The following is a 16,447-nucleotide window of genomic DNA, read 5'->3' on the forward strand; positions in this document are numbered from 1 at the left end:
TATGTTGCTCACTCCAGTGCGGTCAACCATCCCGCCCGGCAACGAGCCAGGACTCCCGGCTCTTTTAACTCTAGACAAAATGTCGTGATGCCGCTGACTTGCCGCAACCTCAAGCGGTGGGAACAGGAGCATCACGGCCAGTCCGGCAGGATATTCAGCTTACCGACGACGACCCCCCCCGTTTGTCCGCCGAAAGCCAAAAAATGAATCATGCGTTAATGCGTAAACAAAGGCGGGACGTCAACGGAGCAACATTAATGGATGATTAACAGCTGTGTTACTCACGTAGGGCTAAAACGGGATTACTTAACCTGCCGATAGGCTGGATCTCAATTTCCACACGGTCGCCGTGACGCAGAAATTTGGGCGGGCTAAAGCCGATTCCGACACCCGCGCATGTGCCGGTTGCAATGATATCGCCGCTCTCCAGGGACATGGTGCGGCTGATGGTTTCAATCAGCGTGGGGATATTGAAAATCAAATCAGCCACGCCGGCATTCTGCCGCAGCTCGCCGTTGACCCAGGTCCTGAGCTGTAGCCGCTCCGGGGCCGATATTTCGTCCGCCGTGACAAGCGTCGGTCCCATCGGACAATAACCGTCCAGGCTTTTGCCCAAATACCATTGGCGATGGGTTTGTTGCAGGGTGCGGGACGTCACGTCATTTACGATGGTGTAGCCAAACACATGTGCCATGGCGTCCGCTTTGGCGATATTTCGACCGCCTTGACCTATCACCACCGCCAGTTCGCCCTCGTAATCGGTGGATTCGCTATAGTCAAGATAGGCCGGTATGGCCGTGTCGGGGCCGATGACCGTGGACGGCGCCTTGGTGAATAACACCGGGGATTCGGGGATGCTCTCGCTGGCGCTGGCATCGAACCCGCTGGCCTGGAATTCCACCGCGTGCTGTCGGTAATTTTTCCCCACGCAAAAAATGTTGCGCGCCGGTCGGGGAATGGGGGCCAATAGCTGAACCCGGTCCAATTCCACCCAGTCTGTATGAGTTTCGTCGGGTTGATGCAACTGATCAAACAAACGGATCAGGGTCAGCATACTGCTGCCCGCATCACCGTGAAAAGCCTGTACCGCTGTGCCGGCGACATTAAGGCGGCCGACCCGCACCACTCCTTCGAAGGCATAACTTACCAATTTCATGATTGGTTTATCTCCTTTGATAGCTTGGTTCTGAGAAGTAACAGCTTAGAACCTCTGTTATAGCATGGTGGTTTTGCCGACGGAAACCATTACTGATAACCGGCGGTCTCCCTTTAACAGGCTCGGTTTAAGCATTGGTGATTGCGGGCCTGGCGTGCCCGCCTTAGCGCCTTTTATGCCAGCCGTCCTGCTCCGGGCAAAATCCGCAGGCGGCCATGAATTGCTCCATTACGGCCTGATCCTCCGCTGGCTGGGTATTGCTTAACCACCAGTGATTGATTTCCGGCAGCTGTCGCTGCGCTTCATTAAACAAATACAATCCCACGCCGCGGCGCCGGGTTACCGGCCTTACCAAGGGGGTAACCAGCCGGCCTTCCCCCCATTCATTATCAATGACCACTTGTACCGCACCTAGTAACCGATCGTTGAACCTGGCGGCGAATACCGCATATGAAGGTGAGAGTTTGTCCTCTAGCGAGGCGATATCCTGTTCCGGCCATATTTTGGCCAGATCAATTTTATCCTGTTCGGTAAAACCGGTGAGTCGTTCGATTGTCAATTTCATGCGTGTGATCACTTAATGACGTAAAGGAATAATGTAGCGAATTTGTTTATAAAAGATTATGTAAATCTTGCTATAGGAAAACTTAGGTAAAGCTTCTCATATTCAACCATTTTCGTGGCAATTAATCTTACATAAAACGACAATCTAGCATGACAATCTGAAAGTTTGTCGAAAGACGGATAATTATACCATTATTTTGTGCTACCAATGCAGCTTATTTCTTAAAGTATAAGTTGATTTACAGCATAATATTTCTGTTTAATAATATGAAAAATAAAAGCTTATTTTGGATCTTGCGTTCCAGAAGGCTAAATCACTATTACATATAATAAAAACATCTGGTTGCCGTGAAAAGCCGGTGAATAATCAGACAGCAAACACAACAAAAACGGAGAATAGGTGGATGAAATTCAACAAAGGTAACGCTTTGCTGGCCGGTTGTATGGCCATGGCGATGAGCCATACCGTCTGGGCGCAGGATATCAAGGTGGCGGTTGTCGGCGCAATGTCCGGTCCGGTTGCTCAATACGGCGACATGGAATTCACCGGCGCGCGTCAGGCGATTGCTGATATCAACGCCAAAGGCGGCATCAAAGGCAATAAACTGGTGGCGGTGGAATATGACGACGCCTGCGATCCTAAACAGGCGGTGGCGGTGGCCAATAAAGTGATCAATGACGGCATTAAATATGTTATCGGCCACCTCTGTTCCTCCTCCACCCAGCCGGCGTCGGATATCTATGAAGACGAAGGGGTTATCATGATCACCCCCGCGGCCACCAACGCCGATCTCACCACGCGCGGTTATAAAATGATCCTGCGCACCACCGGCCTGGATTCGGATCAGGGCCCCACCGCCGCGAAATATATTCTCGATCAGGTCAAACCCAAGCGTATCGCCGTGGTCCATGACAAGCAGCAGTACGGTGAAGGCTTGGCCAGGGCCGTACAGGACAGCCTGAAGAAAAACGGCGGCAATGTGGTGCTGTTTGAAGGCATCACCGCCGGCGACAAGGATTTCTCCACCTTGGTGGCGCGCCTGAAAAAAGAAAACGTCGATTTCGTTTACTTTGGCGGCTATTACCCGGAAATGGGCCAGATCCTGCGGCAGTCCAGGCAAGCCGGTCTGAATATTCAGTTCATGGGGCCGGAGGGCGTGGGCAACTCATCGCTGTCCAATATTGCCGGCGCCGCCTCCGAAGGCATGCTGGTTACCCTGCCGAAACGTTATGATCAGGTGCCGTCCAACCAGCCGATCGTTGCCGAGTTTAAAGCCAAAAAACTGGATTATACCGGACCTTTCGTCTGGACAACCTATGCGGCGGTGCAATCCCTGACCACCGGTATGGAACGGGCCGGCATGGACCCGGCGGATATCGTGAAAAACCTCAAGGCCAATTCGGTGGATACCGTGATGGGGCCGCTGAGCTGGGACGAAAAAGGCGATCTGAAAGGATTTGAGTTTGGCGTATTTAAATGGCACGCAGACGGTACTTCCACTCCGGTGAAGTAATCTGCCCCCTCCTCTTGTCATGAAAATTGCCGCCCCCGGTCTCTTTCCCGTACCGGAGGCGGCTACAAAGGTTACGGTATGTCCGAGCAGTTCCTTTATTTTTTGCAGCAGTTGTTCAACGGTTTGACGTTGGGCAGCACCTATGCATTGATTGCCATTGGCTACACCATGGTTTACGGCATTATCGGTATGATTAACTTCGCCCATGGCGAGGTGTATATGATCGGTAGTTATGTTTCGTTCATTGTGATTGCCGCATTGATGATGATGGGTATCGACGCCGGCTGGATATTGATTGGCGCCGGCTTCATCGCGGCCATCGTCATCGCCAGCGCGTATGGCTGGAGCATTGAACGGGTGGCCTATAAACCCGTGCGCTCTTCCAAACGCCTGATCGCCCTGATTTCCGCAATCGGCATGTCCATCTTCCTGCAGAATTACGTAAGCCTGGCGCAGGGATCGCGGGATCTGGCGTTGCCGAACCTGGTGAACGGCCAGTGGATCCTGGGACAAAAAAACGGTTTCGTCACCAGCATCAGTTCCATGCAATTTATCATCTGGCTGGTGACCTTTGTCGCCATGCTGGCATTAACGCTGTTTATCCGCTATTCCCGCATGGGACGCGCCTGTCGCGCCTGTGCTGAAGATTTAAAGATGGCCAGCCTGCTGGGCATCAGTACCGACCGGGTCATTTCGCTGACGTTTGTTATCGGCGCGGCGATGGCGGCGGTGGCGGGCGTGTTGCTGGGCCAGTTTTACGGCGTGATTAACCCCTATATCGGTTTTATGGCCGGCATGAAGGCGTTTACCGCCGCGGTGCTGGGGGGGATCGGCAGTATTCCCGGCGCCATGCTCGGAGGCTTGATTCTCGGCGTGGCGGAAGCCCTTACGTCGGCTTATCTGAGCAGCGAATATAAAGACGTGGTCTCGTTCGCGCTGCTGATTGTGGTGCTGCTGGTGCTGCCTACCGGGATTTTGGGCCGTCCGGAGGTTGAGAAGGTATGAGAATCAATACGTTTTTCGGCGCGCTGTTATCCGCGCTGATGTTATTGGTGCTGGCGTCGATCGTGATGGGGATGCAGCTTAGCCTGGATGGCACCCGGCTGGTGGTGCACGGTGCCGGACAGGTGCGCTGGTATTGGATCGGCGCCGGTTGCGGGGTGGTGTTCCTGTTCCAACTGTTGCGGCCTGTTTTCCAGCACAGCCTGCAAAAAATAAACGGCCCGTCCTGGGTGCTGCCCAGTTTCGACGGTTCCACGCCGCGCCAGAAATGGCTGGCGCTGGTGATGATCCTGGCCGCCATTGCCTGGCCGTTCCTGGTGTCACGCGGTACGGTGGATATCGCCACCTTGACCCTGATTTATATCATGCTGGGCCTCGGCCTGAACGTGGTGGTGGGACTGTCCGGCTTATTGGTATTGGGGTATGGCGGTTTTTATGCCATCGGCGCGTATACCTATGCCTTGCTGACCCATTATTACGGCTTGAGTTTCTGGGAGTGCCTGCCGCTGTCCGGGCTGGTGGCGGCGGTATTCGGCCTGCTGCTGGGATTCCCTGTATTGCGGTTGCGCGGCGACTATTTGGCGATTGTGACGCTGGGCTTTGGTGAAATCGTCCGCATCCTGTTGCTGAATAATACCGAATTGACCGGCGGCCCGAACGGCATCAGCCAAATCCCGAAACCGACCCTTTTCGGCCTTGAATTCAACCGCGAAGCCCGTGAGGGGGGATGGGATACCTTCCATCACTTTTTCGGCATGAAGTATGACCCCAACGACCGCATCATCTTTTTATATATGGTGGCGCTGCTGTTGGTTATCTTGACGTTGTTTATCATCAATCGCCTGCTGCGCATGCCGTTGGGACGGGCCTGGGAGGCGCTGCGGGAAGATGAAATAGCCTGTCGTTCCCTGGGACTGAGCCCGACCAAAATCAAGCTGACCGCCTTCACCATCAGCTCGGCGTTCGCCGGATTTGCCGGTACGCTGTTCGCCGCCCGGCAGGGGTTTGTCAGTCCGGAGTCGTTCACCTTCGTGGAATCAGCTTTTGTGCTGGCCATTGTGGTATTGGGCGGCATGGGGTCGCAGTTCGCGGTGATCCTGGCGGCGGTTCTGCTGGTGGTCTCCCGTGAATTGATGCGCGACTTGAACCAATACAGCATGCTGTTGCTGGGCGCCCTGATGGTGTTGATGATGATCTGGCGGCCGCAGGGTTTGCTGCCGATGAAACGTCCGCAAATGAAAATGAAGACCGGTAAAGGAGCGCAGGCATGAGCGACGCTGTTTTACAGCCGTTATTATCCGTCCGGCAACTGTCCATGCGTTTCGGCGGCCTGCTGGCGGTGAATCAGGTGGATTTGGACCTGTTCCCCGGCGAAATTGTCTCTCTTATCGGTCCCAACGGCGCGGGCAAGACCACGGTATTCAATTGCCTCACCGGTTTTTATCGCCCCAGCGGCGGCACTATTCTGCTGCGTGATCAGCATTTGGAAGGGCTGCCGGGCCAAAAGATCGCCCGGATGGGCGTGGTGCGGACGTTCCAGCACGTTCGGTTGTTCCGCGAGATGACGGTGATTGAGAATTTGCTGGTGGCCCAACACCAGCATCTGAAAAGCGGCGTTTTCGCCGGATTGCTCAAGACCCGCGCCTTTCGTCAGGCGGAAGCCGAGGCGCAGGATTATGCCGGCACCTGGCTGGAACGCGTGGGTTTGCTGGAGATGGCCAACCGACAGGCGGGAAATCTGGCTTACGGCCAGCAGCGCCGGCTGGAAATCGCCCGCTGCATGGTGACCCGCCCCTCGCTGCTGATGCTGGACGAGCCGGCGGCGGGCCTTAACCCGAATGAAACCGCCGAACTGAATAATTTGATCGCCGAATTGCGTTCACAGCATAACGTCTCGGTACTGTTAATCGAGCATGATATGAAGCTGGTGATGGGCATTTCCGATCGTATTTACGTGGTTAACCAGGGCATGCCCCTGGCGAACGGCACGCCCGCCGACATCCGTCGCAATCCGGACGTGATTCGGGCTTACCTGGGTGAGGCCTGATGAGTAAGAGAACAGAGATGCTGTCATTTAACCAAGTATCGGCCCATTACGGTAAAATCCAGGCGCTGCACGAGGTAAGCCTGCATATCGAACAGGGTGAAATCGTGACGCTTATCGGCGCCAACGGCGCGGGCAAGACCACCCTGTTGGGTACATTATGCGGCGATCCCCGGGCTACCGCCGGTGAGATTTTCTTCGACGGTAACGAGATAACCCACTGGCCGACGGCGCGTATCACCCGCGCCTCTATCGCCATCGTACCGGAGGGACGCCGGGTGTTTTCGCGCATGACGGTGGAGGAGAACCTGGCGATGGGGGGCTTTTTTGCCGACCGCGGACAGTACCAGCAGCGCATCAAACGGGTTTATGAACTGTTTCCCCGGCTGTATGAACGGCGCATTCAGCGCGCCGGCACCATGTCCGGCGGCGAACAGCAGATGCTGGCCATCGGCCGGGCCTTGATGAGCCAGCCCAGGCTGTTGCTGCTGGACGAACCCTCTTTGGGCCTGGCGCCGATTATCATCCAGCAGATATTCGACACCATCGAGCAGTTGCGCCAGGAAGGGATGACCATCTTCCTGGTGGAACAGAACGCCAACCAGGCGCTGAAGCTGGCGGATCGCGGTTATGTGCTGGAAAACGGCCGCATCGTGCTGGAGGATACCGGCGCTGCGCTGCTGGCTAACGAGGCGGTGCGCAGCGCGTATTTGGGGGGGTAAGGGCGGGGATTTGGTTCGGCTGAAAGGATGGCACGACAAGCGAAACCCGCAGGTTAAGAGGTGGTCGGGCCCGAAAGCCCGACCGGTGCTCAATTCGGCACCAGCTAATGTCGGCTCGTTATCTTACGAGATGTGTGCAGAACACGTATGATTTGCACGAGATTCGGTTCAACGGCATACACCATAATGAACGGCAGCCGTGTCATAACAAATTTGCGCCGAGAGCTTTTTTTTCCCGCTTGGACTCCGTCCAGCGGTGTTTTTTCCAGTAATGTTGCCATGGCGATGAACTTTTCATCCACCGAGTCGGCAACGTCCATTCCGGCTTCCCGGTAAAGATAGGCATAGATGGATTCCCGGTCTGCCTGAGCCTCTTTTGCCCATTGCACCACCGATGTCACAGTTTCCCCTGCATGGCGAGTTTCTTGAGTTTGTCCATTTGTGCATTCATTTCTTCATTGCTGATGAACTCGACTTGACCGGCATCATAACTGTCGAACGCTTCTTCTATCTGCTGTTCTAGCCAGTATTCATGCTCATGGCTCTGATGCTCCCGCTCTTCTTCCGCCAGCTCTTCCGCGCGTTGGCGCATCAGCTCCGTCAGACTCACTTTATGTCTTTCCGCCGCCTGCGTTGCCAAGCGTTTGGTCTCTTCATCGATTCGGAAGTGGATTGTGCTCATCTTGGTCCGCGACTGTGGTGTCATCTGTGTTGTCATTATGCATATTACCACCGTCGATGTCATCTAGACGCTTGAGCTCCGCCGGGTGGGTCGCTGCGTGTACCGCCGACAGCATCTTTCTTTTTCCAGCGTTTTCCGAGTACCGCGATTTGCGCCCGGTGCGGCGCGTCATGTTATCAACGGGATGATGGTGTTCCATTGGGTAATAAAGGGGCTGTGTTAGTCAATTCTGCCGACAATTGACTGTGAGATTAATCCCTTGCGTTGCCAGGCATCTATTCTATAAAGCTGACGTCCTGTAAGAATATTCACCTTATCAAAAGAAATGTTCAGGGTGATTTTTTATCAAAAAATTTACATAGATAGTGCCTCGAAAACTGATGTGCAAAGCCGCCAAGACTACCATATTCGACATAACCGAGCTTTTTATAAAGATCTGGCGCTTGAATACTTAGGGTCTGCAAATAGGCGAAGTGGCAGCCTCTTATCAACGCCTCATTTTCAGCCATCATCATAAGATTGCGTCCGTATCCTTTTTTTCTGTACTCATCCGCTACCCATAAATAGATAATATCAAGCCCACCCCACCAGGTTTTTGCGATAAGTCCTCCCTTCATCATACCCGTCGGATCTTTCATCGTGATTCTGAGCGGCTGAACATCAACGGGCGAGAAAAGACCGTTATGCCTTCTTAAAGCATTAAGAATCAGCTTTTCTTCGCTCTCATCAGCTACGTTGCTTAATATTAGTTCCATGATTATTCCTAAATTAAAAAATGTTACTATTTAGAAATGGCACGAGTCGGTTCTTGTCTTTTTTTTGAAAATTTCAGGATTTATGCAAAAAAATTATCCTAACGGAATATAAGGTTTAGGATTATCAAACCGATAAGGTGCAAATTTGTGATAGCCATTTTTAATACAAAACTCTACTAGGTTTGGTACGTCGTAGACGCCGGTTTTATGATAAATATTTTGCATATACAGATCAACGCTATCAGATGAAATGTCCAGTTTGTTAGCAATTTCTGTCATACTCAGTGATTGTAGCACCAAAAAAACCACATCGAATTCACGGTCGTTAAATAAACGGTCCGGATTGTAAAAATCCCCCATGGGTGAATATTGTTCTTGTTCAAAATCGTACATGGAATAAAGATCTAATTTTTTAGCTCTGCCGATGATACCAATGGATTTGCCGTTCTGCATCAGCGGGACAATATTTGCAAGAAAGGGCTGTATGATTTTTTCTTTGCGGCCGTGAATAAAATTGGTCAACACATCAACGCTTTTCTGCCGCTGCATAACGGTGCTGTCATTGGTTTGGATAATGTCTGCGATTTCCGACCACGGCGCGGGGCATTCGCTGTCGAGCCGGCCTTCAATATTGAATTTTTTGGGAAGATTATTGTAATAAAGAAAGGATTTATTAACATAAACGAATCTTGACTCGTGGTCCTTTATAGCCCATAGGTCGTTACACTGCTCCATATGCGATATAAACGCTTCATAACTATTTGAGCGAACATGTATTCCCGGTTTTAGGGAAAATTCCATTATTCCATTTTCCATTATGTATTCCATGATTTATAAGGTTGTTAATAAATATTCTCATGACATTCTTTGTTTTAGTAGCTGCGATATTGTGTGTCGTTGCTCTTTTTTTTAGGAAAAATAACGGCGTTATCGGCAAGTTTGTAACTTTATATAGACCGGCGGCGTTATTAATAATATCGCGTTGTAATTCATAGATCGGGCACTCCTTAAATTTTTTTTACTTAATAAAAATAGTGAATTATAAGTTTGATCATTATGTGCGTTAAAACTCATTTTTGAGTCATGCATTATGCTAAAGGTATATAGGGTTGAGGATTGATAAATCGATTGGGTGCAAATCGATGATAACCATTTTTGATACAAAAATCTATAAGCTGCGATAGGGCGCTGACGCCGGTTTTTTGATAAATATTTTGCATATGTTTATCGACCGTACCCGGCGTAATGCCCAATCGTTTGGCGATTTCTTTCATACTAAATGATTGCAGCGCAAAAAAAACCACGTCGAATTCGCGGTCGGTAAATAAACGCGAAGGATTGCCGAAATTTAAAGCGTCTGGCGGCTGTTCTTGTTCAAGGTGATACATTGAATACAGCTCTAATTTTTTAGCTCTACCAACAACGCCTATTGATTGGCCATTCTTTATCAACGGGGCAACATTGCCAAGAAAGGGTTGTACGATTTTTTCTTTGTTGCCATGAATAAAATTTGTCAATACATCAACGCTTTTTTGCCGTTGCATAACGGTGCTATCATTGGCTTGAATAATGTCTGAGATTTCGGCCCAGGGCGCGGGGCATTCGCTGTCAAGCCGGCCTTCAATATTATAATCTTTGGGAAGATTATTATAAAAGAGAAAGGGCTTATTGGCATAAACAAATCTCGACTTGTGGTCTTTTATAACCCATATGTCATTACTGTGTTCCATGTAGGAGATAAACGCTTCATAGCTCTCCGAGCGAACGTCTATCCCCGGCTTCAAGGAAAATTCCATTATATCACTTTCCATGTCATACCTCATAATTTGTAGGGTTGGTTAAAAAGGTTTTTTTGCCGAGATTAATCTTGTCTGAAGGACTATTTGACGTAAACAAAAATTCCTGCGTGCTTGGCCAAATTATCCTCTTTAAAAATTTTTAAACGAGCTGTCGTCTTATCAGATGTAATAAAAATTTTTACTTCCAGGCTGCTTCTGCGAGGGAATGCAGTCACAATTTATCTCTATCCGGTTGTATATCATGCCTAAATTTTCAAATCCCCTTTTTTCATCTTTCGCTTGCTAAGCTTAAATTGATTTTTTTATATCTTTTATCTCACAAAACAAGGTGACTTTATCTGGCTTATCACTTCCCCCTTTTCAGGATGATTTTTAGTGACCAGGTTCACAGCTATCCTTATCAAGTAAAACGTGGGAGAATTAAACTGAGTAGGGTGACTCTTCTACCATTAAACGCATAATAATAATCTATACAATTAAAAACTTAATCTTGACACTGTCGTTCTCTAATTAGCACAGCTCGGTCAATCAAATTGAAATGCGCATCATAAAATCTGCTGGGCCAGATTTCTGACGGATGAATGCTAAGCGCATTGGCGATAATAAATTCACCCTTGGGCCATGGACGATCCAGAGCATTGGCCAACGTATTTGATCTCAATCCCGCCTTGCGTGATTCGGCAGCTAAACACGTTCCTGCTTTTCGTAAAGCCGCGATAATATCTGCTTTATGCCAGTCTTTTCCCATTTTCTCACCGTAATATAATCGAAGTTTTTGTGAAAGAATTAAACTAATTAAAATAATCAGGTATATATTAATTAATTATTAGTTAAGTGAATTCATATTTGTCCAGAGTGATATTTACCCGGTTAACGCGTTAACAGTAGTTATAACGCAGAGGGTTGTCTATTCGCCGAAAACCGTGTTGACAAACCATATTGCATGTGCTTTTTCGGTTTGATAATAGGATGCAAAAACTCTATACATTATAATGAGTTTTCAAATGGAATATTTCGGCTCCTGTGAGATAAATGCCGGCAAGGATGAGGTATGCCAAGCAAGACAGGTTTAAATACGAAACGGGAAGTCGTGTGCTTCATCCCGCTGTCACAACGCTGTTCTATTTCTGTCATTTCGACATGTCATGTTACAGGCCGATGAATTTTTTTCGTTTGGCATTCAGGAGACAGGCATGTTGAAGCACAGTATCCGTATAACAACAATGAGCATTGCGCTGACGCTGGCGTTAACCACCGGTGCGCAGGCTGTAACCGAGATCCCTTTCTGGCATTCGATGGACGGTGCGCTGGGCACCGAAGTCGACTCACTGGCGACCCGGTTTAACCAGTCCCAGTCGGATTATCGCATTGTCCCTTCTTATAAAGGCAACTACGAACAAAGCCTGGCGGCGGGCATAGCCGCGTATCGCACCGGCAACGCGCCGGCGATTCTTCAGGTATATGAAGTCGGCACCGCCACCATGATGGCAAGCCATGCCATTAAACCGGTTTATCAGGTATTTGAGCAGGCCGGTATCAAAAACGATGAATCGGCGTTTGTGCCCACCGTCTCGGGTTATTACAGCGACAGCAAAACCGGCCACCTGCTTTCCCAGCCGTTCAACAGCTCCACGCCGGTACTTTATTATAATAAAGATGCGTTCAAAAAAGCCGGTTTGAATCCCGACGTCGCGCCCAAGACCTGGCAGGAACTGGCGGAAGATGCGTCCAAACTGCGCGCCAGCGGCATGACCTGCGGCTACGCCAGCGGCTGGCAGGGCTGGATCCAGATTGAAAACTTCAGCGCCTGGCACGCCCTGCCGGTGGCCACTGAAAATAACGGTTTCGGCGGTTTCGACGCGGTGCTGGTGTTTAATAAGCCCCTACAGGTCAAGCATATCCAGCTGTTGGAGGATATGAACAAGAAAGGCGATTTCAGTTATTACGGCCGTAAAGACGAGTCCACCGCGAAATTCTATAACGGCGAATGCGGGATGACCACCGCCTCCTCCGGTTCGCTGGCGGATATTCGCCAATACGCCAAATTCAACTACGGCGTCGGGATGATGCCTTACGATGCCGACGTGAAAGAGGCGCCGCAGAACGCCATTATCGGCGGCGCCAGCCTGTGGGTCATGAACGGCAAAGATAACAATACCTATAAAGGGGTGGCGCAATTCCTGCAATTCCTGACCAAACCGGAGATCGCCGCCGAATGGCACCAGAAAACCGGCTATCTGCCCATTACCACCGCCGCCTACGAATTAACCCAATCCCAGGGCTTTTATGATAAAAATCCCGGATCGGATATCGCCACCAAACAGATGCTGAACAAACCGCCGCTGCCCTTCACCAAAGGCTTGCGATTAGGCAATATGCCGCAAATCCGCACCGTGGTGGACGAAGAGCTGGAACGGGTATGGACCGGTAAAGCCACGCCGCAGGAAGCGTTGGATAATGCGGTGAAGCGCGGTAATGAGCTGTTGCGCCGCTTTGAACAATCGGTACGTTAAATCCCTGTTTCCGACCCGCGGGTTATGCCCCCGGGTCGTTTCGCGTCCACCGGATTAGGTTGTCTATGGCTAACGCTCCGCATCGCGGTTTCACCAACACCTGGCTGCCTTATTTCCTGGTGCTGCCGCAGTTGGCGATTACCGCGGTTTTTTTTCTCTGGCCGGCCGGAAAAGCACTCTGGTATTCGGTACAGCAGGTGGATCCCTTCGGTATTTCCAGTACCTTTGTCGGCCTCGATAACTTTATCCGGCTGGCGCAGGATGAATATTATCTTGCCTCTTTTGAAACCACGATGATTTTCAGCGGGCTGGTGACCGGTATCGGCCTGGTGGCGTCACTATTTCTGGCCGCGCTGGTGGATCATGTCCTGCGGGCCAAACGCATTTATCAAACCCTGCTGCTGCTGCCTTACGCCATCGCCCCGGCGGTGGCGGCGGTGCTGTGGATGTTTCTGTTTAATCCCGGCATGGGGCTGGTCAGTTACCTGCTCAATCATTACGGTTATTTGTGGAACCATGCGCAGAACAGCGGGCAGGCGATGTTTCTGGTGGTGTTGATTTCCGTATGGCAGCAGGTCAGCTACAACTTTTTGTTCTTTCTCGCCGGGTTGCAGTCTATTCCCCGATCCCTGGTGGAAGCGGCGGCCATTGACGGCGCCGGCCCGGTCAGGCGTTTCTTTACCATCACGCTGCCGTTAATCTCGCCGGTGAGTTTTTTCCTGCTGGTGGTGAATCTGGTGTATGCCTTTTTCGATACCTTCCCGGTAATTGACGCGGCCACCGCCGGCGGTCCGGTGCAGGCCACCACCACGCTTATCTATAAAATTTATCGTGAAGGTTTCGCCGGGCTGGATCTGGCCAATTCGGCGGCGCAATCCGTGGTGCTGATGATCCTGGTGATGATCTTGACGGTTATTCAGTTTCGTTTTGTGGAACGTAAGGTGCGCTACCAATGATTGAACATCGCCGCGGACTGGATATCTTCAGCCACATCATGCTGATACTGGGCGTGGCCATCATTTTGCTGCCGTTATATATCGCTCTGGTGGCGGCGACGCTGGACGATAAGCAGATTTTCCAGGTGCCCCTTACTCTGTTGCCGGGCAGTGCGCTGTGGGATAACGTCCGCCATGTCTGGCTACAGGGGGTTGGTTCCCAGGCGGTGCCGTTCAGCCGGCTGCTGTTCAACAGCCTGGTCATGGCCCTGGGTATCACCATCGGCAAGATTTTTGTTTCGATTTTATCCGCCTACGCCATTGTCTATTTTCGTTTCCCGTTGCGTAGCCTGTTCTTCTGGCTGATTTTTATGACGCTGATGCTGCCGGTGGAGGTGCGAATTTTCCCCACCGTCGATGTCATCGCCAATCTGCATTTACTCGACAGCTACACCGGCCTGACCCTGCCGCTGATGGCGTCGGCCACCGCCACCTTCTTGTTCCGGCAGTTTTTTCTGACCGTGCCCCATGAATTGCTGGAAGCGGCGCGCATCGATGGCGCCGGCCCGCTGCGTTTTTTTTGGGATATTTTGCTGCCGTTGTCGAAAACCAACTTGGCGGCATTGTTCGTCATTACCTTCATTTACGGCTGGAATCAGTATCTGTGGCCGATTCTGATTATTAATAACAGCGCCATGGGAACGGCGGTGGCGGGCATCAAAAGCATGATATCCCTGGGGGACGGCACCACACAGTGGAATGACGTGATGGCGGCGATGCTGCTTACCATGCTTCCGCCGGTGGCGATCGTGCTGCTGATGCAGCGCTGGTTTGTGCGCGGGCTGGTTGACAGTGAGAAATAATTATCTATGGCAAGTCTAATTTTACGTTCGGTGGTCAAAAGCTATGACGGCCGCACCCCGGTGATAGCGCCGCTGGATCTGGATGTGGCCGACGGTGAATTTATTGTGCTGGTGGGGCCTTCCGGCTGCGGTAAATCCACTTTGCTGCGCATGGTGGCCGGGCTGGAAAGCGTGAGCAGCGGCGATATTTATATCGACGGCGAGCGGGTTACCGATCGGGAGCCCAAGGATCGCGGCATTGCCATGGTGTTTCAGAATTATGCCTTATATCCCCATATGAGCGTTTATGACAATATGGCCTACGGTTTGAAAATCCGCGGCTTCGGCAAGCAGCATATCCGCAAGCTGGTGGATAACGTGGCGCAAATGCTGGAGCTGGAGGGGCTATTGACCCGCAAACCGCGGGAACTGTCCGGCGGACAGCGGCAGCGCGTGGCCATGGGGCGGGCATTGGTGCGCGAGCCGGCGGTGTTCCTGTTTGACGAGCCGCTGTCGAACCTCGACGCGAAGCTGCGCACCCAGATGCGCCTGGAACTGCAATTGCTGCATCGCCGCCTGCGGACCACCAGTCTGTATGTCACCCACGATCAGGTTGAGGCCATGACACTGGCCGAACGGGTGATCGTTATGAATAAAGGCCGGGTTGAACAAATCGGTACCCCCACGGAAATCTACCGTCGGCCGGCGTCGCTGTTTGTGGCCGGATTCATGGGATCGCCGGCGATGAATCTGCTGCCCGGCCAGGTCAGCGAAGACGGCGGCTATTTCAACGTAAACGGCGGCCCGTCCATCCCTTTGCCCGGTTTTGCCGCGTTATGGCGCGGACGTGAGTTGACCGCGGGCATCCGTCCGGAGCATATTGAACAATCCAGGTCCAAAACCGGGGGCGTTGAGTTGGAAGTCGTGACCCTAGAACAGCTTGGGGCCGATAATCTGGTCCATGGACGTTGGGGCGCCTGCGATATCGTGATGCGTCTCTCCCATGACGACCAACCCGCCATCGGCACGGTCCTCCCTATATTGTGTCCGGCCCAGGCATGGCACTTTTTTGATCCCTTGAGTGGATCCCGGGTGGAAATATGACAGAAGACTGGCCTTACCCGACTATTGTCGCCCATCGCGGCGGCGGCGCACAGGCGCCCGAAAACACCTTGTCCGCCATTGATACCGGTGCGCGTCTCGGACAGAAAATGATTGAGGTGGACGCCAAGCTCTCCGCCGACGGGCAAATATTTTTATTGCATGACGATACCCTTGAGCGCACCACCAACGGCCGGGGCATCGCCGGCGACTTGCCCTGGGGAACACTCTCCCGGCTGGATGCGGGGGAGTGGTACAGCGATGCGTTTCGCGAAGAGCCCTTGCCCCTGCTTACCGAGGTGGCGGCCCGCTGCGTCAAGTATGGACTGGCGGTGAATATTGAAATAAAACCCACCACCGGCGCCGAGATTGAAACCGGCCGTGCCGTTGCGCTGGCGGCCAGGGAGCTATGGCGCCATATATCGCCGCCGCCGCTACTGTCCTCGTTTTCCGTCGAGGCGCTGGCCGAGGCGCTGAAAGCCGCGCCGGAACTGCCACGCGGACTGTTGCTCGATGAATGGGATGACAACTGGCCGGCATTGTCACAGCGGTTGGAATGCAGCGCCCTGCATCTGAATCACAATCTGCTGACCGAAGAACGGGTCACCATGATTACCGACGCCGGTTTGCATATCCTGGCCTATACGGTAAACAGCCCTTATCGTGCGCGCACATTATTGAGCTGGGGTGTCGATTCCCTCTGTACCGACCGGATAGACCTGATTAGCGCCGATTTTGGCGCCGATTTTGCCGAGAGTTAACGTCCGTAAACCGGTCAGATTTCACCGAGAATGGATACCCTGCTTAAACGGTATTGA

General features: G+C 51.9%; 18 protein-coding genes. 10 read left to right on the top strand and 8 right to left on the bottom strand.

From position 1 onward, the window contains the following. Positions 1-277 precede the first annotated feature (277 nt). Positions 278-1,156, bottom strand: a complete 879-nt coding sequence (locus tag HB631_RS12150; RefSeq protein ID WP_213991412.1) for a fumarylacetoacetate hydrolase family protein — start codon at positions 1,154-1,156, stop codon at positions 278-280. A gap of 163 nt (positions 1,157-1,319) precedes the next feature. Further along, positions 1,320-1,721: an aspartate 1-decarboxylase autocleavage activator PanM gene (panM, locus tag HB631_RS12155; RefSeq protein WP_213991413.1), complete on the bottom strand. Its 402-nt coding sequence runs from the start codon at positions 1,719-1,721 to the stop codon at positions 1,320-1,322. A gap of 403 nt (positions 1,722-2,124) precedes the next feature. Here panM and HB631_RS12160 point away from each other — a divergent pair, with 403 nt between their 5' ends. The 5 genes from HB631_RS12160 to livF all read left to right on the top strand — a co-directional run bounded on the left by HB631_RS12160 (position 2,125) and on the right by livF (position 7,002). After that, on the top strand, positions 2,125-3,234 hold the full coding sequence (locus HB631_RS12160) for a branched-chain amino acid ABC transporter substrate-binding protein (protein ID WP_213991414.1): 1,110 nt from the start codon (positions 2,125-2,127) through the stop codon (positions 3,232-3,234). A gap of 78 nt (positions 3,235-3,312) precedes the next feature. Beyond that, complete coding sequence (gene livH / locus HB631_RS12165) at positions 3,313-4,239, top strand: high-affinity branched-chain amino acid ABC transporter permease LivH (protein ID WP_213991415.1); 927 nt, start codon at positions 3,313-3,315, stop codon at positions 4,237-4,239. Then, positions 4,236-5,507: a high-affinity branched-chain amino acid ABC transporter permease LivM gene (locus HB631_RS12170; protein WP_213991416.1), complete on the top strand. Its 1,272-nt coding sequence runs from the start codon at positions 4,236-4,238 to the stop codon at positions 5,505-5,507. Before livH ends, HB631_RS12170 begins: the two co-directional genes overlap by 4 nt. Further along, positions 5,504-6,283: a high-affinity branched-chain amino acid ABC transporter ATP-binding protein LivG gene (gene livG, locus HB631_RS12175; RefSeq protein WP_213991417.1), complete on the top strand. Its 780-nt coding sequence runs from the start codon at positions 5,504-5,506 to the stop codon at positions 6,281-6,283. The genes HB631_RS12170 and livG overlap by 4 nt, the downstream gene beginning before the upstream one ends. Before the next feature lie 17 nt (positions 6,284-6,300). Then, the gene (gene livF / locus HB631_RS12180; protein WP_213991469.1) at positions 6,301-7,002 is read left to right on the top strand and encodes a high-affinity branched-chain amino acid ABC transporter ATP-binding protein LivF; all 702 of its coding nucleotides are present in this window, start codon (positions 6,301-6,303) and stop codon (positions 7,000-7,002) included. Positions 7,003-7,106: 104 nt separating this feature from the next. Here the strand turns inward: livF and HB631_RS12185 are convergent, their stop codons facing one another. The 6 genes from HB631_RS12185 to HB631_RS12210 all read right to left on the bottom strand — a co-directional run bounded on the left by HB631_RS12185 (position 7,107) and on the right by HB631_RS12210 (position 10,986). Next, positions 7,107-7,403, bottom strand: coding sequence for a type II toxin-antitoxin system RelE/ParE family toxin (locus tag HB631_RS12185; RefSeq protein ID WP_213991418.1), 297 nt, complete (start codon positions 7,401-7,403; stop codon positions 7,107-7,109). Further along, positions 7,400-7,684, bottom strand: a complete 285-nt coding sequence (locus HB631_RS12190; protein WP_213991419.1) for a damage-inducible protein J — start codon at positions 7,682-7,684, stop codon at positions 7,400-7,402. Before HB631_RS12190 ends, HB631_RS12185 begins: the two co-directional genes overlap by 4 nt. 329 nt (positions 7,685-8,013) lie before the next feature. Beyond that, positions 8,014-8,439, bottom strand: a complete 426-nt coding sequence (locus tag HB631_RS12195; RefSeq protein WP_213991420.1) for a GNAT family N-acetyltransferase — start codon at positions 8,437-8,439, stop codon at positions 8,014-8,016. Positions 8,440-8,532: 93 nt separating this feature from the next. Further along, the gene (locus HB631_RS12200) at positions 8,533-9,255 is read right to left on the bottom strand and encodes a PAS domain-containing protein (RefSeq protein ID WP_213991421.1); all 723 of its coding nucleotides are present in this window, start codon (positions 9,253-9,255) and stop codon (positions 8,533-8,535) included. Between the two features lie 272 nt (positions 9,256-9,527). Then, the gene (locus HB631_RS12205) at positions 9,528-10,250 is read right to left on the bottom strand and encodes a PAS and helix-turn-helix domain-containing protein (protein WP_213991422.1); all 723 of its coding nucleotides are present in this window, start codon (positions 10,248-10,250) and stop codon (positions 9,528-9,530) included. A gap of 472 nt (positions 10,251-10,722) precedes the next feature. Continuing rightward, complete coding sequence (locus HB631_RS12210) at positions 10,723-10,986, bottom strand: helix-turn-helix transcriptional regulator (RefSeq protein ID WP_213991423.1); 264 nt, start codon at positions 10,984-10,986, stop codon at positions 10,723-10,725. Between the two features lie 445 nt (positions 10,987-11,431). Here HB631_RS12210 and ugpB point away from each other — a divergent pair, with 445 nt between their 5' ends. The 5 genes from ugpB to ugpQ all read left to right on the top strand — a co-directional run bounded on the left by ugpB (position 11,432) and on the right by ugpQ (position 16,390). Continuing rightward, on the top strand, positions 11,432-12,751 hold the full coding sequence (ugpB, locus tag HB631_RS12215; RefSeq protein WP_213991424.1) for a sn-glycerol-3-phosphate ABC transporter substrate-binding protein UgpB: 1,320 nt from the start codon (positions 11,432-11,434) through the stop codon (positions 12,749-12,751). 65 nt (positions 12,752-12,816) lie between these two features. Continuing rightward, complete coding sequence (ugpA, locus tag HB631_RS12220; RefSeq protein WP_213991425.1) at positions 12,817-13,707, top strand: sn-glycerol-3-phosphate ABC transporter permease UgpA; 891 nt, start codon at positions 12,817-12,819, stop codon at positions 13,705-13,707. Then, positions 13,704-14,549, top strand: a complete 846-nt coding sequence (gene ugpE, locus HB631_RS12225; RefSeq protein WP_213991426.1) for a sn-glycerol-3-phosphate ABC transporter permease UgpE — start codon at positions 13,704-13,706, stop codon at positions 14,547-14,549. The genes ugpA and ugpE overlap by 4 nt, the downstream gene beginning before the upstream one ends. Positions 14,550-14,555: 6 nt before the next feature. Then, positions 14,556-15,632, top strand: a complete 1,077-nt coding sequence (locus HB631_RS12230; RefSeq protein ID WP_213991427.1) for a sn-glycerol-3-phosphate import ATP-binding protein UgpC — start codon at positions 14,556-14,558, stop codon at positions 15,630-15,632. Beyond that, positions 15,629-16,390: a glycerophosphodiester phosphodiesterase gene (ugpQ, locus tag HB631_RS12235; RefSeq protein WP_213991428.1), complete on the top strand. Its 762-nt coding sequence runs from the start codon at positions 15,629-15,631 to the stop codon at positions 16,388-16,390. The genes HB631_RS12230 and ugpQ overlap by 4 nt, the downstream gene beginning before the upstream one ends. The last annotated feature ends 57 nt before the right edge of the window (positions 16,391-16,447 follow it).

It is taken from the genome of Sodalis sp. dw_96, assembly GCF_018449575.1.
Taxonomy (GTDB): Bacteria; Pseudomonadota; Gammaproteobacteria; order Enterobacterales; family Enterobacteriaceae; genus Acerihabitans.

Coding starts and splice junctions, on each gene's coding strand:
- HB631_RS12150 (WP_213991412.1), bottom strand. CDS start 1,156: ATGAAATTGGTAAGTTATGCCTTCGAAGGAGTGGTGCGGGTCGGCCGC.
- panM (WP_213991413.1), bottom strand. CDS start 1,721: ATGAAATTGACAATCGAACGACTCACCGGTTTTACCGAACAGGATAAA.
- HB631_RS12160 (WP_213991414.1), top strand. CDS start 2,125: ATGAAATTCAACAAAGGTAACGCTTTGCTGGCCGGTTGTATGGCCATG.
- livH (WP_213991415.1), top strand. CDS start 3,313: ATGTCCGAGCAGTTCCTTTATTTTTTGCAGCAGTTGTTCAACGGTTTG.
- HB631_RS12170 (WP_213991416.1), top strand. CDS start 4,236: ATGAGAATCAATACGTTTTTCGGCGCGCTGTTATCCGCGCTGATGTTA.
- livG (WP_213991417.1), top strand. CDS start 5,504: ATGAGCGACGCTGTTTTACAGCCGTTATTATCCGTCCGGCAACTGTCC.
- livF (WP_213991469.1), top strand. CDS start 6,301: ATGCTGTCATTTAACCAAGTATCGGCCCATTACGGTAAAATCCAGGCG.
- HB631_RS12190 (WP_213991419.1), bottom strand. CDS start 7,684: ATGAGCACAATCCACTTCCGAATCGATGAAGAGACCAAACGCTTGGCA.
- HB631_RS12195 (WP_213991420.1), bottom strand. CDS start 8,439: ATGGAACTAATATTAAGCAACGTAGCTGATGAGAGCGAAGAAAAGCTG.
- HB631_RS12200 (WP_213991421.1), bottom strand. CDS start 9,255: ATGGAAAATGGAATAATGGAATTTTCCCTAAAACCGGGAATACATGTT.
- HB631_RS12205 (WP_213991422.1), bottom strand. CDS start 10,250: ATGGAAAGTGATATAATGGAATTTTCCTTGAAGCCGGGGATAGACGTT.
- HB631_RS12210 (WP_213991423.1), bottom strand. CDS start 10,986: ATGGGAAAAGACTGGCATAAAGCAGATATTATCGCGGCTTTACGAAAA.
- ugpB (WP_213991424.1), top strand. CDS start 11,432: ATGTTGAAGCACAGTATCCGTATAACAACAATGAGCATTGCGCTGACG.
- ugpA (WP_213991425.1), top strand. CDS start 12,817: ATGGCTAACGCTCCGCATCGCGGTTTCACCAACACCTGGCTGCCTTAT.
- ugpE (WP_213991426.1), top strand. CDS start 13,704: ATGATTGAACATCGCCGCGGACTGGATATCTTCAGCCACATCATGCTG.
- HB631_RS12230 (WP_213991427.1), top strand. CDS start 14,556: ATGGCAAGTCTAATTTTACGTTCGGTGGTCAAAAGCTATGACGGCCGC.
- ugpQ (WP_213991428.1), top strand. CDS start 15,629: ATGACAGAAGACTGGCCTTACCCGACTATTGTCGCCCATCGCGGCGGC.